The 15,859-nt window shown below is 67.8% G+C and carries 16 protein-coding genes and 1 tRNA gene; 11 read left to right on the top strand and 6 right to left on the bottom strand.

Going from position 1 to position 15,859, the window contains the following annotated elements; all coding sequences use genetic code 11:
- The first annotated feature begins 16 nt into the window (after positions 1-16).
- The 5 genes from NM2_RS03555 to NM2_RS03575 all read left to right on the top strand — a co-directional run bounded on the left by NM2_RS03555 (position 17) and on the right by NM2_RS03575 (position 6,940).
- Entirely contained in the window at positions 17-433 is a 417-nt protein-coding gene (locus NM2_RS03555) for a very short patch repair endonuclease (RefSeq protein ID WP_067664173.1), read from the top strand.
- A gap of 622 nt (positions 434-1,055) precedes the next feature.
- Entirely contained in the window at positions 1,056-1,823 is a 768-nt protein-coding gene (locus NM2_RS03560; protein ID WP_084530454.1) for a DUF998 domain-containing protein, read from the top strand.
- A 365-nt stretch (positions 1,824-2,188) separates the two neighbouring features.
- Positions 2,189-3,991, top strand: a complete 1,803-nt coding sequence (locus NM2_RS03565; protein ID WP_067663926.1) for an ABC transporter ATP-binding protein — start codon at positions 2,189-2,191, stop codon at positions 3,989-3,991.
- 390 nt (positions 3,992-4,381) lie between these two features.
- Positions 4,382-6,169 (top strand): ABC transporter ATP-binding protein, encoded by a 1,788-nt coding sequence (locus tag NM2_RS03570; RefSeq protein WP_067664176.1) that lies wholly within the window; start codon positions 4,382-4,384, stop codon positions 6,167-6,169.
- 204 nt (positions 6,170-6,373) lie between these two features.
- Positions 6,374-6,940: a putative glycolipid-binding domain-containing protein gene (locus NM2_RS03575; RefSeq protein WP_281182384.1), complete on the top strand. Its 567-nt coding sequence runs from the start codon at positions 6,374-6,376 to the stop codon at positions 6,938-6,940.
- Between the two features lie 24 nt (positions 6,941-6,964).
- Here NM2_RS03575 and NM2_RS03580 read toward each other — a convergent pair whose 3' ends face one another.
- On the bottom strand, positions 6,965-7,915 hold the full coding sequence (locus NM2_RS03580; RefSeq protein ID WP_067663929.1) for a prephenate dehydrogenase: 951 nt from the start codon (positions 7,913-7,915) through the stop codon (positions 6,965-6,967).
- A gap of 58 nt (positions 7,916-7,973) precedes the next feature.
- On the opposite strand from NM2_RS03580, the gene NM2_RS03585 reads away from it, so the two are divergent.
- The 3 genes from NM2_RS03585 (at position 7,974) to NM2_RS03595 (ending at position 9,150) form a co-directional block, all read left to right on the top strand.
- Entirely contained in the window at positions 7,974-8,513 is a 540-nt protein-coding gene (locus NM2_RS03585) for a tRNA adenosine deaminase-associated protein (RefSeq protein ID WP_067663932.1), read from the top strand.
- Between the two features lie 17 nt (positions 8,514-8,530).
- Positions 8,531-8,983 (top strand): nucleoside deaminase, encoded by a 453-nt coding sequence (locus NM2_RS03590; RefSeq protein WP_067664183.1) that lies wholly within the window; start codon positions 8,531-8,533, stop codon positions 8,981-8,983.
- Positions 8,984-9,062: 79 nt separating this feature from the next.
- Positions 9,063-9,150, top strand: a tRNA-Ser gene (locus NM2_RS03595).
- Between the two features lie 375 nt (positions 9,151-9,525).
- Here NM2_RS03595 and NM2_RS03600 read toward each other — a convergent pair.
- The 3 genes from NM2_RS03600 to NM2_RS03610 form a co-directional block, all read right to left on the bottom strand.
- Complete coding sequence (locus NM2_RS03600; RefSeq protein WP_067663935.1) at positions 9,526-9,726, bottom strand: DUF6374 family protein; 201 nt, start codon at positions 9,724-9,726, stop codon at positions 9,526-9,528.
- Between the two features lie 49 nt (positions 9,727-9,775).
- Entirely contained in the window at positions 9,776-10,411 is a 636-nt protein-coding gene (locus NM2_RS03605; protein ID WP_067663938.1) for a LysE family translocator, read from the bottom strand.
- Positions 10,412-10,610: 199 nt separating this feature from the next.
- Entirely contained in the window at positions 10,611-11,096 is a 486-nt protein-coding gene (locus NM2_RS03610) for a carboxymuconolactone decarboxylase family protein (protein WP_067663941.1), read from the bottom strand.
- A 163-nt stretch (positions 11,097-11,259) separates the two neighbouring features.
- Here NM2_RS03610 and NM2_RS03615 point away from each other — a divergent pair, with 163 nt between their 5' ends.
- Entirely contained in the window at positions 11,260-12,189 is a 930-nt protein-coding gene (locus NM2_RS03615; protein WP_067663943.1) for an RNA polymerase sigma-70 factor, read from the top strand.
- Positions 12,190-12,600: 411 nt separating this feature from the next.
- Here the strand turns inward: NM2_RS03615 and NM2_RS51340 are convergent, their stop codons facing one another.
- Positions 12,601-12,990 (bottom strand): helix-turn-helix domain-containing protein, encoded by a 390-nt coding sequence (locus tag NM2_RS51340; RefSeq protein WP_245717827.1) that lies wholly within the window; start codon positions 12,988-12,990, stop codon positions 12,601-12,603.
- On the opposite strand from NM2_RS51340, the gene NM2_RS51345 reads away from it, so the two are divergent.
- A complete protein-coding gene (locus NM2_RS51345; RefSeq protein WP_245717828.1) occupies positions 12,958-13,647 on the top strand; it encodes a Rid family hydrolase in 690 nt (229 codons plus the stop codon). The genes NM2_RS51340 and NM2_RS51345 overlap by 33 nt on opposite strands.
- A gap of 215 nt (positions 13,648-13,862) precedes the next feature.
- Here NM2_RS51345 and NM2_RS03630 read toward each other — a convergent pair whose 3' ends face one another.
- A complete protein-coding gene (locus tag NM2_RS03630; protein ID WP_067663944.1) occupies positions 13,863-14,822 on the bottom strand; it encodes an SDR family oxidoreductase in 960 nt (319 codons plus the stop codon).
- Between the two features lie 129 nt (positions 14,823-14,951).
- Here NM2_RS03630 and NM2_RS03635 point away from each other — a divergent pair, with 129 nt between their 5' ends.
- Complete coding sequence (locus NM2_RS03635) at positions 14,952-15,542, top strand: TetR family transcriptional regulator (RefSeq protein WP_067663946.1); 591 nt, start codon at positions 14,952-14,954, stop codon at positions 15,540-15,542.
- Positions 15,543-15,859 lie beyond the last annotated feature (317 nt).

Raw genomic sequence — 15,859 nt, forward strand, 5'->3', positions numbered from 1 at the left:
TGCAGGAGGTATGTGCATGAATCCGGGACGTCCCGCCACCGACGCGGCGACCAGCGCCCGGATGTCCCGGCAGCGCCGGGCCGGAACCGCGCCGGAGATCGCCCTGCGCAGGGAGTTGCATCGGCGCGGACGCCGCTATTTCGTGGACCGCGCGCCGATGCCCGGGCTCCGCCGTCGCGCGGATCTGGTCTTCCCGCGACATCGCGTGGCCGTCTACGTCGACGGCTGCTTCTGGCACCGCTGCCCCCAGCACGCCACCTTCCCGAAGAACAATTCCCGGTGGTGGGCCGAGAAACTGGCCGGGAACGTCGCCCGGGACCGCGACACCGACGCCCGCCTCGCCGCCGCGGGCTGGACCGTGGTCCGCATCTGGGAACACGAGGACCCCATCCGCGCCGCCGACCGGGTCCAGGCCGCACTGGCCCCGCAATAACCGATTCCGTCTCGCTCATCAGGGATGATTGAGGAACAACCGCGGTAACCCGGACGTCCGGTATGTGACTGGGCATCGAGGAATCGAGGGCGATGACACCGAACGGGCAAACGTCGTCACCCGGTCGAACATCGCCACCGGCCGGGTCGCTCGCGAGCGCCACGTACCGGCCCGCCCGAGCTCTGCCGATGATCGCGCGACCATCTTGGTCGCCCGCGTGGGGTGAACGTGTGGCAGTCGGTCGGCCGACGGCCTGCGGGTGCGGGCGAATATCGCCGGGACGAGTACCGGTGCCGAATGTGCGAGCCCTGTGCCGGGCCGAATGCAGGCCTATGGAGAGCACGAGATCGTCGCGGTTGTCGGTGCGGGAGCGGGCGGTGGGCACATGGATGTCGGTGTCCGGTGGATATGTGTTGGCCGGCCGGCCATCGGCGCCGGGTGGCGGGTGCGGGCGAATATCGGCGGGACGAGTGTTCGTACCGGGTGAGCGTGCCCCGTATCGGGTCGGATGGAGTCCGGCGGAGAGTCCGCGACCGTTGTGGTTGTCGGTGCGGGAGTGTGCGCCGGGGGCGTCCGGAAGGATGACGACGCGTCTGCCGGTGGTTTCGGGTGCGCGATGGCCATGACGCGGGCTGGCTCGGGCGGTTCGGCCGGGGTGGTGGATTCGACACGGCCGTCGTGGTGGCATGGGCGCGTGGTGCGATGGGCGATTGCGGTCGCGATTGCTGTTGCGGGGGTTTGTTATTCGTCGTGGGTGCTGGAGTTCGTGTTGCCGCTGGGTGCGAATCCGGTGCGGTCGTTTCTGAGCGAGTTGGATGCGCGGGGGCGGGCCGATGCGTGGGTGTTCACCGCGGGGGACACGATTACCGGGACGTTCGCGCTGGTCGCGGGGATCGCGGGGTTGGTGGCGTTCGCGCGGCGGAGGTTGTCGACGGTCGGATGGGTGGCGCTGGCCTGCTTCGGGGCGTCGACGATCGCCGACGCGCAGTGGCCGTTGCACACCTGTACACCGGATCCGTGTCCGCCCTCGGACGACGGCATGTTCCCGCAACTGCATCAGATCCACGCGTTGACCAGCACGCTCGCGGTGATGTCGATCTTCGTCGCGATGATCGCCTTCAGTGCGGCGGCGTTCCGGTATCGGCGCTGGCCGATTCTGCGGCACAGCGGGCTGTGGATTCTGATTCTCGGATCGGGGGTGACGACATGGATGATGATCGCGGACAACCTGCCGGGGAACTACGCCCTCGGCATCGCCCAGCGCATTCAGGTCGGGTCGATGTCGCTGTGGCTGGTCGCGCTGGCCGTGCAGATATTCGTGGCCGAGCGCACGGTCAGCGGCGGCGTACCCGCACCGCCACCAGCGAGCGGGGAGCCGAGGAGGCCATGAATCCGGATGCGGCCATCGTGAGGAAGACGGCCAGTATGGCGGTCACGGCCAAGAACTCAGCAACTGTGGTCATGACCTCACGGTGCCAGACCAGTCTGTATGCGATCCGTGTGCTTTATTGGTAAACCCTGAGAATCCGCATCGGTGAGCTGCGCCACCCTGCGCGGTCGGCTGTGTGCATCGCGTTGGTCGCGCGGTCCGACCGGAAATTCGGTTGGCCCGGTTGGCGATTGCTGGCAGCCTGAAAGGTCGCGCCCGCAGCGTGCGACCACGCCCTCGCCGCGGCGCGCGAGCAATCTGCCGATGAGGAAGGGGGAGCCTTGTCCGTTTCCGTATCGGCGAACTCGGCTCGCCAGGATGTTGGTGTGCCGGAATCGGCTGTCCCGCAAGCCAACCCGGGTAAAGGTTCGCTGCGCCGGCTGTGGCCGGAGGTCCGGTGGTATCGGCGGGCGATGTTCGTCGCGGCGACACTGTCCGCGCTGGGCATGCTGTGCGACATCCTGCTGCCGGTACTGACCGGGCGGATCGTGGACGGCCCGGTCGCGCATCGCGAATTCGGCGCGATCTGGTCTCCGCTGCTGGTGGTCTCGTTTCTCGCCGCGGTGAGCACCGTGACGGCCTGGATCCGACGCTGGATGGTCGCCTCCCCGGCCAGCCGCCTCGAGGTGGATCTGCGCGCGAAACTCTTCGCCCGCCTGCAGATCCTGTCGGTGGGTGTGCACGACGGGATGGAATCGGGTCAGCTGACCTCGCGGGCGATCACCGATATGTCAACGCTGCGAAGGTTTTTCGCCGCTGTGGCGCCCTCGCTGCTGTCGCTGGGCGCGACGTTGTGGATCGGCATCGGCCTGCTGTTCGTGTTCAGCTGGCAGATCGGGCTGGTGGAGTTGGTGATCGAGGTTCCGCTGGTGATCCTGGCGCTGCGGTTCGAGCGCGGCTACGGTCTCGCCTCGCGGCGTGCGCAGGACAAATCCGGTGACCTGGCGACCATCGTGGAGGAGTCGGCGCAGGGCATCCGGGTGCTCAAGGCGTTCGGGCGCGGGCCGTGGTTCGGCGAGCGGTTCCGCCGGCAGTCCCGCGAACTGCGCACCCTCGAACTGGCGAAGGTGCGGCTGGCCGCGACGCTGTGGACGGCGTTGAACATGTTGTCCGCGTTGGGAATCGCGGCGGCCCTGGCCATCGGCGGATATCTGCTTGCCGAGCACGCGATGTCGCTGGGCGCGCTGATCGCGGGCATCACGCTGACGACCTATCTGCAGTGGCCGATCATGGGATTCGGTTTCCTGCTGGCGGAATTGGAACATGCGCGCACGGCGGCCGAGCGGTACTGGGAGGTGATCGACACCCCGGTCGAGATCACCGATCCCGCCGAGGCGGTGGCCCGGCCCGCCGAACTGCGCGGCGAATTGTGTTTCGACAACGTGCGATTCCGGTTCCCCGATAGTGAACGCGATCTGCTGCAACGGATTTCGCTGCGATTGCGGCCGGGCGAGACCGTCGCCGTCGTCGGCGCGACCGGCAGCGGTAAATCCGCGCTGCTCGGGCTGGTGCCGCGGCTGTTCGACGTGTCCGAGGGCGCGGTGACGATCGACGGCATCGATATCCGCGAGCTGCGTCTGGCGGATCTGCGGTCGATGGTGTCGGTGGCGTTCGAGGATCCGGTGCTGTTCTCGGCGAGTGTGCGGGAGAACATCACCCTCGGCCATCCCGAGGCCACCGAATCGCAGGTCCGCGCCGCGCTCGAGGTCGCCCGCGCGGACGGCTTCGTCGATGCGCTGCCGTGGGGCCGGCGCACCCGCATCGGGGAGCAGGGGTTGAGCCTGTCCGGCGGTCAGCGTCAGCGGTTGGCGCTGGCCCGCGCGGTGCTGGCCCGGCAGCGGCATCCGGGCGGGCACATCGTCGTGCTGGACGATCCGCTCTCGGCGCTGGACGTCACCACCGAGAAGCAGGTCCAGGACCGCCTGCACGCGGCCCTGTCGGGCGCCACGGTCCTGCTGGTCGCCCACCGGCCCTCCACGGCCGCCTGGGCCGACCGGGTCGCGGTCCTGGACGGCGGCCGGATCATCGCCGACGGCCCGCACGAGGAACTCCTGGACACCTGCCCCCGATACCGCGAACTGATGGGCGGCGAGATCACCGAGGACGCGACCCCGGCACCCGCCCGATGAAATCCTCGGGTCGTTCGACAGGAAGTGAAGATGTCGGAAGATTGTGATACCCAACAACATTCACAACCCAATAGATCCGGGAACGCCGTGACGGCGGATTCGATTCCGGAGTCCCGCACCGCCGCAACCGGCGTTGCCCGTGCCGCCGGGGGCAGTGCGACGGCTGAGACGGGCGATGGTTCCACTACCGCAACCGGCCAGGAGCCCATTCGCGGGGCAACGCGGGCAGGGCACGAATTCTCGGAAGTCGCGACTGCTCGGGACCGCAATCGCGAGCCCGACCACGAGACGGAGACGAACTCGGAACCTTCAACTGCGGCAACGGATTCAAGGCCCGACGACGACGGTTGGCGCGGTGTCGCGGCGGAGGAGGCCGAGGCCACCGAGGAGGTGAATCTGGCGCTGGCGGCTCGCTCGCGGCGGTTGCTGTGGTCGCTGGTGCGGCCTTACCGGGTGTGGGCCGTGGCCGCGGTGCTGCTGGTGATCGTGGACAACGCGACCATGGTTGCGGTGCCGCTGTTCGTCGCGCGCGGACTCGATTCCGGAGTGCGTAATGCTCTGGGCGGGAACTGGATTCCGTTGCTCGCGGCGGTGGGCGGGGTCACCGGATGCGCGCTGCTGGGTGGGCTGACCACCTTCACCTTCGTGCGGATATCCGGGCGGCTGAGTCAGAACGTGCTGTTCGATCTGCGGATGCGGGTGTTCGTACACGTGCAGCGACTCTCGATCGCGTTCCACGAGAACTACACCTCCGGCAAGATCGTCGCGCGGCTGACCAGCGATCTGGAATCGCTGGAGGACCTGCTCGACCGCGCGCTCAACGATGCGCTCAGCGCGGTGCTGTCGGTGCTGACCATCGCGGTCGTGCTGGTCTGGCTGGACGTTCCGCTGGCGCTGGTGGTGCTGGCCGGATTCGTGCCGCTGGTGTTCCTCACGCGGTGGGCGCAGCGGCATCAACGCGCGGGATACCGGCGCACGCGCGGCGCGATCGCAAAGGTCGTGGTGCATTTCGTCGAAGTCATGGCGGGAATCCGTGCGGTGCAGGCATTTCGGCGTGAAGAGCGTAACGAAACCCTGCTGGCGCAAGAGGATTCGGTCTACGGCGCGGCGAATACCAGCGCGTTGCGCGGCATGGCGACCTATATCGGTCTGGCCCGGTTGATCCAGAACGTCACCACCGTGCTGATCCTGGTATTCGGTGCGTGGCGAGTTATCCACGGCCACACCGCGATCGGCGTTCTCGCGGCATTCCTGCTATATCTGCGGCAGTTCTACGGTCCGGTGGACGAGTTGGCGCAGGTGTTCAATTCCTATCAGTCCGCGGCCGCCGCGCTCGAACGCGTTTCCGGTGTGCTCGAGGAACAACCGAGCGTGCCCGAACCGGTGGAACCGCGGGCATTGGAGCGCCCGCGCGGTGAATTGCGTTTCGAAAACGTCGGTTTCGAATATCCGGCGCGCGGAATCCAGGGCGATGAAACCGAGGGGCAGCCGATCCCGGTGCTGCCGACCTTCTCGCTGACTGTTCCGGCCGGGCAGATCGTCGCGCTCGTCGGCGCGACCGGAGCAGGCAAGTCGACGCTGGCCAAACTCGTCGCGCGCTTCTACGACCCGTCCCGGGGAAGGGTGCTGCTCGACGGTGTCGATCTGCGCGAGATCTCCGACGCCCGGCTGCGGCGCACGGTGACGATGGTGACCCAGGAGTCCTACCTGTTCTCCGGTTCGGTGGCCGACAACATCCGGCTCGGCAAACCCGAGGCCACCGACGCGGAGGTGCGCGCGGCCGCCCGCGCGGTCGGATTCTACGACTTCGCGATGTCCCTGCCCGAGGGATTCGCCACCGATGTGCGCAAACGCGGTGGACGACTCTCGGCCGGGCAGCGTCAACTGGTCGCCTTCGCGCGGGTGTTCCTGGCCGATCCGGCGGTGATCGTCCTGGACGAGGCCACCTCGAGCCTCGACATCCCCGGCGAGCGTCAGGTGCAGAACGCTTTGGAGACGGTGCTGCGCGACCGGACCGCGGTCATCATCGCGCACCGCCTGTCCACCGTCGCCATCGCCGATCGCGTCCTGGTCATGGACTCCGGCCGCATCATCGAGGACGGCGCGCCCGCGGACCTGATGGCCGGAACGGGCCATTTCGCCGGCCTGCACAACGCCTGGCGCGAATCCCTGGTCTGAGCGGCTGTCCGGGCGATTGCGAGGTGCTTGCGGGCCCACGTACTGCCATTGCACCGCCTCGACAGTGCGATATCCCGCCCCCACATCGCCCGCCGGGGTGGTAAGGCGTCCGCAGTCGCCTACGGTATAGGTGTGACGAATCCAGCCCAGGGCAATTCGCAGGCCGCCCCGGCGACCGGCGCCGTTGCGGATGCGCAGCCGACCGTGTCGCGATGGCCCGCGCTGCTGACCTGGCGCGCGCACAACGGCAGCCGGATGGAGTCGGTGCGAGTCGTGGTGACCGGCAATCGGATTCGGGCCTCGGGCCGCATCACCGGTGGCGAATGCGCTGATCACCCGGCCTTCAGCGCCTCCTACGATCTGATCACCGACGAGAACGGCGCGACCAAGCGCCTGTCGCTGCGCAGCACCGTCGCGGCGGGGGAGCAGCACGCCTCGATCGCCCGCGACCAGGAGAACTACTGGCTCATCGACACCGGCGGCAGCCATGTGCGCTCCACCTTCGCCGGGGCGCTGGACGTCGACGTGGTGCTCAGCCCGTTCTTCAACACCCTCCCGATCCGCCGCCACGCGCTGGCCCGCTCCTCCGGCGACGTCGAGGTACCGGTCGTCTACGTCCGCCTGCCCGACCTGCTGGTCCAGGAAGCGAGCCTGACCTACTCCGCCGGACCCGACGGCATCCACGTGCTGTCCCCGGTTTCCAGCGCGACCCTCACCGTCGACCCGGACGGATTCGTCCTGGACTACCCGGGGCTGGCCGAGCGAATCTGAGCCGCGTTCGAGACTCCCGGCCGCTCAGTCCAGGTTGCGGAGCACACCGCCGCGCTGACCCGCCTCGTGCAGGCGGTCCAGCCAATCCTGGTCGCCGGGGCGGATATCGGTGATCTCCCAGCGTTCCAGGTCCTCGTAGCGGGTGCGTTCGCTGTATCCGGCGTCGACGAGTTCGCCGAGGGTGCCGTCGGCGGCGAGGCTGGCGCGGGCGTCGACGAGCAGGCGGAGCGTGTCGTCGAGGGCGTCCAGCAGGGCCGTCGCGTTCGGTTCGCAGATGGCGCGGACCAGATCGGCCGCGGTGGCCGCGACCCTGGTGCCGTCGCGGAACGACCCCGCGGCCAGGCCCAGCGCCAGATCGCCGCCGCCCGCACCGGCGACGGCCAGCGCCTCGGCCAGCACATGCGGCAGATGCGAGATGCGCGCCACCGCGCGATCGTGTTCGGCCGCCCGGACCGGCACGACGTCCGCACCGCAGTCCAGCGCCAGTCGCGCCACGCGGGCCCAGGTCTGCGCGTGCGTGCCCGGATCAACGCCGACCGCCCACGCCGCACCGCGGAACAGCTCGGGAGTCGATGCGGCCCAGCCGGATTCGGATGTTCCGGCCATCGGATGCCCGCCGACGTACCGTGCGCCGAGTTCATGCCGGCGCACCGCGCCGGCGACGGGCGCCTTGACGCTCACCACATCGGTCAGCGCGCAGCCGGGGGCGAAGAGTTTCACATCGGACAGGATCGAATCCAGGGCGGGCATGGGGACGCCGATCACGAGCAACGCGTCGTCGATCGCGGCGCGGCGCAACACGGCCCCGATATCGTCGGAGACGTCGAATCCGTCGGCTCGCGCGGCCTGCACACCGGCGTGCGAGCGGTTGTACGCCCACGCCGCATATCCCGCCGCGACGGCCGCGCGAAGCACGGAACCGCCGATCAAACCGGTTCCCAGCACACATATCGTGGATTTCGGTTCCAGGGTCACCGAACCAGATTCCCATACGACTTCAACATTTGAGCTCGAGCAGACTACCGTTGCGGCCATGGCAGCACAGCGCTCGAGCACGAACAGGGCGACGTCGGATGATTACGACGACGTGGAAGGGTTCGCAGTAGCGGTTGTCCGCGAAGAAAGCACCTGGCGATGCAGTCCGCTGAGTTCCGCGGCTCTGCATTCCCTGGCCGAGGCCGAGGACGAGTTGCGCGAGCTGCGCAGCACCGGCGCGGTATTCGGATTGCTGGATATAGACGATGAGTTCTTCATCGTGCTGCGGCCCGCACCCACCGGTTCTCGCCTACTCATTTCCGATGCCACCGCGGCGATCGACTACGACATCGCCGCCGACGTGCTCGAGGCCCTCAACGTCGAGATTCCCGATCTCGACCCGGACGACCTCGACGACGTAGAGCCTTGGGAGGAAGGCGATCTCGGCGTGCTGTCGGATCTGGGCCTGCCCGAACCGGTGCTCAGCGTGATTCTCGCCGAGAGCGATCTGTACCCGGACGAGCAGCTCGGCATGATCGCCCAGCGGCTCGGTTTCGCCAACGAGCTGTCCGCGGTTCTGGACAAGCTGCCGCGCTGAGGGTGTCGTCCCGGGATGTGCGCGCCGACGAGGAGCTGATCCGCGCGGCCCTGTCCGCGGCGCGCGATGCCGACCCGCGTGACGTCCCCGTCGGCGCGGTGGTGTTCGACGCCTCCGGCCGGGAGCTGGCGCGCGCCGCCAACGCCCGCGAGGCCCTCGGCGACCCCACCGCGCACGCCGAGGTGCTGGCGTTGCGCGCCGCCGCCGCGGTCGTCGGCGACGGCTGGCGCCTCGAGGGCACGACCCTGGCCGTGACCCTGGAACCCTGCACGATGTGCGCGGGCGCACTGGTCCTGGCCCGCGTCCGACGCCTCGTCTTCGGCGCCTGGGAACCCAAGACCGGCGCGGTCGGCTCGCTCTGGGACGTCGTGCGTGACCGTCGTCTCAACCACCGCGCCGAAGTCCGCGGCGGAGTCCTCGAATCCGATTGCGCCGCAACGCTGGACGCCTTCTTCCGCAAGCAGCGTTGACCGTCCGCCACTGCTCCACTCCACCAGCCCGAACCTCCCGATTTCGGGATCGGCGGGGTGTTCCGGTAAAGTCACCTGCGGTGGCGTGTCCGAGCGGCCTAAGGAGCACGCCTCGAAAGCGTGTGAGGGGTAACCCCCCTCCGAGGGTTCAAATCCCTCCGCCACCGCTTCGGCCCCTCACCTGAATCGCCAGGTGAGGGGCCTTTTCTTTCGCCGCACAAGCTCCGGGCCGATGTACCGGCGACCGTGTCCGGATCGGTGGACCGCGATGTCGAGGTCAGCGGTGCCGTCATCCGCTCTGAGCGACCGACGCATCGGGGGGTTCGGCGCTCCCCGGTCGCTCCGCCGGGCTGTCCGGAGCAGATGTGCCCATTATGCGAACTCATTCGAGGACAAGCGGATTCGATTGAATAATCGAGTGCGGACGCGTCGCGAGGACCCGGTGTCCGGGATGGTCACGACATCGGGTGCGTCGCGGCGATGCTGTCGGCTGGCTGACGTCGATGCTCGATCTCGGGTAACCCGGCTGAAAGCCGTGCGCGTCAGGCCGCGGAGGCGGGGCCGGTTCTCTCGGCCGCGTGGGCCGCTTCCGTGAGGATGTGTAGTCCTGCGGCGATCTTGCCGGACATGATGTTCAGTTGTTCTGGCGGGACGGGGGTGCTGGTGGCGGCGGCATCGGCCAGGTGGTCGCGGACCTGCTCCAACCACAGCTGTGCGAAATGAATGTGGCGGTCGAGTGGCATGGGCACACTCTACCCGCATTCGAACATTAGTTCGAGTATTCGAGGTCTCTCAGTTGGCGCCGGTCAGCGCCATGCCCGCGCCAACTCCGATGATCATCAGGCCGCCGGTGCTGCCGACGGTTTCGAGGCGCCGGGGGGAGCGGGCGAACCAGGAACGGGCGGTTGCTGCCAGGAGGGCCCAGGTGCTGTCCGAAAGTGCTTGGAGTACAAGGAAAATGAGGCCCAGGGTCAGCAGCTGTGCGGGGAGGGCTCCCCGGCTGGGTTCGGCGAACTGGGGCAGCACCGCGCCGAAGAATACGATCGTCTTGGGGTTGGTCGCTCCGACGATGAATCCCTGTCGGAATACCCGGGCGCCGTTGCGGCTGGGGGCTGGCGACTGCAGGGCCGCCGCGAGTTTCTTGCGTTGCCGGATCGTCGTGATGCCCAGGTAGATCAGGTACGCGGCCCCGACGATCTTCACGATCAGGAAGAGCATCGCCGAGGCCATCAGTATCGCGCCCAGGCCGAACGCCACCGCGACCAGCGGTACGAACGACCCCGTCACGCCGCCGGCGACCGACAGGATCGCGGACCGGCGGCCCAGGCTCAGTGCTCGGCCGACGGCGAACAACACGTTCGGTCCCGGAATGACGATGAGGATCAATGCGGCCACGGAGAAGGCCGCGGCATGTGACAGCGGGACCATCTCTCGGAGCTTAGCCGCTGTCGGTGGCACTCCACGGCGGAATCGCCCAGGGCGGCAGCACATTCGGTCGAACGGAGATCTGGGCAGAGAACTCGGTACGGCGGCGGTCGGGGGATTCGCCCGGGACATGGTCCTGGGGTACGACATCGCCCGACCGCCGCCCGCACCCGGCCCGACCGAAGCGCGATACAGCCTGTGGTCAGCTCGCCACGGTGTCGAAGGTGCCGGGTCGATACGAGCCGCCCTTGGTCCGGGTGATCACCAACAGCCGGTTGGCGGCGTTGATCATGGCGACCAGATAGATCAGCGCGGCGATCTGGTCGTCGTCGAAGTGCTTGCGCACCAGGGCCCAGGTGTCGTCGGAGACGCCGTGGTCGGCGTCGGCCATGCGGGTGCCCTCTTCGGCCAGGGCCAATGCGGCCTGTTCGGCATCGGTGAAAACCGTGGACTCGCGCCAGGCGGCGACCAGGTTGACTCGTACGGCGGGCTCACCGGCGGCGGCCAGCTCCTTGGCGTGCGCGTCGACGCAGTATCCGCAGCCATTGATCTGGCTGGCACGCAACTCGACCAGCTCGATCAGGGATTTCGGCAGCGGTGACCGCAGAATCGCGGCGCTGGTGTTGGCGAAGCGCTTGCCGATCTCGGCGCCGAGCTGGTTGGCATTCAGGTCGAAACGGGGTTCCATCGGGTGATCCTCACTCACGGTACTGGATTGAACGATCACAAGACGGCGGTGGGCCGACCGGCATAACGGCGTCGCGGTGTGAGGTGAACCATGCCGGTTCCGTGTTACGGCGCGGCGGTCACCGGCGTCGGATGGGGGAGACCGTCCAGAGAAAGCAGCAGCCATGGCAGATACGACGCACACCACACCGCCCGATCGCGGCGGTGGCGGGGGCCGCCCGGACCTCGCCACCGAAGTCTTCGTCACACATCGCAATCTGCTGTTCACCGTCGCCTACGAACTGCTCGGTTCGGCCGCCGACGCCGAGGACGTCCTGCAGGAAACCTGGCTGCGGTGGACCGGCGTCGACCTCGACACCGTCCGGGACCAGCGCGCATATCTGATCCGGATCACCACGCGCCGAGCGCTCGACCGGCTGCGCGCCCTCGGCCGTCGCAAGGAGTCGTACGTCGGTCCCTGGTTGCCCGAACCCCTGCTCACCGCGCCTGATGTGGCCGAGGATATCGAACTGGCCGAACACATCTCGATGGCGATGCTGCTGGTGCTGGAAACCCTGTTGCCGATCGAGCGAGCGGTTTTCGTGTTGCGCGAGGTCTTCGACCTGGAGTACGAGGAGATCGCCGACGCCGTCGGCAGGACCCCGGCCGCGGTCCGCCAGCTCGCCTACCGGGCCCGCTCCCACGTCGCGGCGCGCCGCCCGCGCGGAAACGTGTCCGCCGAGGACACCCGGAACGCGCTCACGGCCTTCCAGCGCGCGGTGGACACCGGCGACCTGCAACATCTGCTCGACATCCTCGCCCCCGACGTCGTATTCCTCGGTGACGGCGGCGGTATCGCCCGAGCTGCCCTGACGCCCATCGTCGGAGCGGAAGCGGTCGCCGCCGTCCTGGCCGCCGGATTGGTCAACCTGGCCGCCAGAACACCTGAACCGGCCCACATCAATGGCCATCCGGCACTCCTGCTGCACATCGATGGCCGGATCGACACCGTCCTTGCGCTACGGCTCGACGACGGCCTGGTCACCGGCCTCTATTCCGTCCGCAACCCCGGCAAACTCACCCGGCTACAGTGCGAAACCATCTTGCGCCGTTGAAGCCGGACATTCGCTCGGCACACCGCGCATTCGGCAGGAGCGAGCGGTGTCCTGGCTGTTTGGTTCCTGCCTCGGAAACCGCTTGCACCACTGTGGGTTTGATCTGATACGTGCCATCGCGGATCTACGCCAGGCATCGGATGCCCGAATTCATCCGTACTGGTGAGACTTCCGGGATCAATACCCGAATTCGACCGCATGGCAGGATTATCGACCTTGCGCCGCAGCGGCAGCCGGTGCGGTCGATCTCGCGGCCGGGTTCGTTCGTGAGGTCGGCGCGGGATGCATTCGCACCGGGGACTTCTCGGGCGGTCGGGTTGATTCTGGCCGCCGATGCGGATACGGAGAGGACGGCGTGACGGTGTCCTCCGCACCGAAATATGGTGCGGCAGAGTCTATTCGCCTAATGCGTTAAGGTGCGGCGGTAGGCGGTGGGGGTGGTGCAGAGGGTGCGGCGGAAGTGTAGGCGGAGTTGGCGGCGGTGCCGAGGCCGCAGTCGCGGGCGATGTGATCGATCGGGTGCTCGGTGGTTTCCAGGAGTTCCCGGGCTCGGCCGAGGCGGGCGTTGAGCAGCCACTGCATGGGGGTCGTGCCGGTTTCCTCGGCGAAACGGCGCATGAGGGTGCGTTGTGAGACGCCCGCGTACCGGGCGAGCAGGCGCAGGGTGAGCGGTTCGCCGAGGCGTTGCAGGGCCCAGCCTCGGGTATCGGACAGGGTATCGCGGAACGTCGGGGAGAGCTGTGCGTACTCGTACGCGAAGGCGTCGCAATGGATTTCGGCGGGCCGCTGGCCTCCGACCATCTCGCGGACCTCACCGAGGAGCAGGCCGAGGCCGTGCACGCCGCCTATCCGCGGCTGGACATGGTCCGCTCGCTCACCGACGCGATCGTCGCGCAGGCCGCCATGAACCCGAAAACGCACCGCGATACGCGCTTGCGGGCGAGTTACTGCGCGAACGCGAAACCTTCGGCCGCACCCGGCTGGAGCATGCCTGCCGAACCTCCCGATGGGGCAACTGATCAGAAGGGAATCACCACCATGACCATCCAGGCCATCGAAATCGCCGAGAGCTCGCAGGTTTTCGGCAGGACCGTCGACGCCTTCGCCCGGTTCGGTCATTCCGCCGCGGTCCGGGCGCGCGGCCTGCTGTTCATCTCGGGACAGATCGGCCGCCGCGCCGACGGAACCGCAGGTGAAACCGTCGAGGAGCAAACCGAACTCGCCCTGCACCGCCTCGAGGAGATCCTGCGTCAGGAGGGCCTCGACCTCACCGCACTGGTCGACGTCACCAGCTACCACGTCGACATCCGCCGCAACCTCCCCGAATTCCTCACCGCCAAACAACGTCTCATCCACGTCCCCTACCCGTCCTGGTCCATCATCGGTGTGGACGGCCTCGCAAGTCCCGAGCTTCTCATCGAAATCCGGGCAACCGCAACATATCCCGAGAACAGCTGATCTTCGGCCCGTGAGTCTTGATCAGATTCGCGCGGAAGAAGGGAAGCTTCGGCTGCTGGGCTGCGCTCGTGAGGAACTCGTTCAGGGGTCCGTGAGGGTTGCAATGCGTATCGGTGAAATTGGGCCAGGGGTCACTGATTTCGGTGTGATGATGCGCAGGTCTTCGAAAAGCATGGCTTTCGTCTTTCTCTGAAGTTGTTGTGCAGGAGCACATTTCAGTGAATGCTGTGCTCGCGGTGTGGCAGCCAGATCTCTTCGGCGCGTTTGCTGGCTTCCGGGTCGAAGTAGTCGCCGGTCCTCAGGTCCTCGAGCAGGGTCGCGTGGTGTGGTCTCCAGCCCAGGAGGTTTCGGGTGTATTCGCTGGAGATGGGGACATCCAGGGAGAAGAAGGTGGCCAGGAACGGATTGCCGAGATGCCGGGTGGCCTGGTCCAGGGTCAGCGATGCGGTGGGGATGCCGAGCATCGCTCCGATCCGCTCCGCGATGCTCTCGATCGAAACGGCGCTTTCGCCGACGCCGTGCAGAACGCTTCCGGCGGGAGCGTTCTCCAGCGCCAACCGGAACAGGACCGCGGCGTCGGCGCGGTGCACGGCCGGCCAGCGATTGGCGCCATCACCGATATAGGCCGAGACGCCGGCCCTACACGCCGCCGCGATGAGAGCCGGAATGAAGCCGTGATCGCCGGGGCCGTGCACGGTCGGGGCGAGTCGCACGACACTGGCTCGGACGTCCTGAGCGGCGAGGTCCAGACATGCCCGTTCTCCCGAAATCCGAAAGGCCGCAACCGAATCGGGGTCCGGCTCGTCCTGTTCGACGCCGACCCGGCCGGCCCGCATCACCAGCGTCCCCGACGTGCTGACCAGCGGCCTGCCGGATCCGGCCAGCGCCTGCCCGAGCGCCTGGATCGCGTCGCGGTCGCGGCGGATGAGGGTGCCCGGATCGGCGTAATCGCCGCCGTAGGCCATGTGCAGCACGCCGTCGGCGGCCTGTGCGCCGCGGTGCAGGCTGTCCAGGTCGTCCAGGGAACCGCGGTGTGGCGTCGCGCCCAGCGATTCCAGCCGGGCGGCGGCGATATCCGAGCGGGCCAGGCCGGTGACGGTATGGCCGGACGCGATGAGCTCGGCGACGACGGTGGGCCCGGTCTGGCCGGTGCCGCCGGTGACGAAGACGTGCATGAGACACTCCCGATCGATTTGAACGCCAGTGACTGGCACTACTTAGTGCCAGTTACTGACTCTACCTGTAGCGCCAGTCACTGGCGCAACGTGACGCCAGTCACTGGCGTCTTGCGGTAGTCTCCGGGGGTGCCACGAAGCGGAGCAGAAGCGCGACGCCGCCTCCGGCAGGCGGCCCTGGACCTGTATCGGGAACAGGGGTTCGACCGGACCACGGCCGCGGAGATCGCCGCGCGGGCCGGGGTCAACGAGCGCACCTTCTTCCGGCACTTCCCGGATAAGCGCGAGGTGCTCTTCGACGGCGAGGCCGATCTGCGCGCCGCGCTGATGCGGGCGGTCGTCGATGCGCCCGAGGGCCTCGAACCGTTCGAGATCCTGCTGCGCGCCTTCCGGGAATCCGCGCGAAACCTGGAGAACGATCGCCCGTTCCGCGACCCGCGGTGGCAGATCATCGCCGCGACCCCGGCTCTTCGCGAACGTGAACTGGCCAAACATGCTTCGCTCACCGATGCCGTCACCGAGGCGTTACGCCGCCGCGGTTTCGGCGAGCGCGTGGCCGACCTGGCCGCCCGGACCGGCTGGGCGGCCTATCAGCACGCCGTCCAAGCCTGGATCGATGACCCCGCCCGAAGTCTGGACGCGCACCTCTGCCAAGCCTTCGATGATCTGCGCACCCTTTCCGCGCCCGCGTTACCGACACCTACGAGCACCGAACGCTGAGCCGGTCCGCCTTTCCAGCCGCCGAACGATAGCTGGGCCCGTGCCTGCGTTACCGGCGCGATGAGCTTGCCGCTGAGACGATCAGCCTTTCCATCCGCTGACGACGACGAGTCCATCTGATCCATGGCCGTGCTGCCGACGCCGATGAGCCTCGAGCGTTGAGATGTCCGTCTTTCCGGCCGCTGAACGACAACGGGCCCCATCCGAATTGGGGTGGTCGACGCCGTGCACGGAAAACCCACAGGCATCTGCTCGCCGGAGACGACCTGAACCGAGCGCCAACGGGAAGCACCTGCGTCACGAACATGAAAGCTGTT

It is taken from the genome of Nocardia miyunensis NBRC 108239, from assembly GCF_001613065.1.
GTDB lineage: Bacteria > Actinomycetota > Actinomycetes > Mycobacteriales > Mycobacteriaceae > Nocardia > Nocardia miyunensis.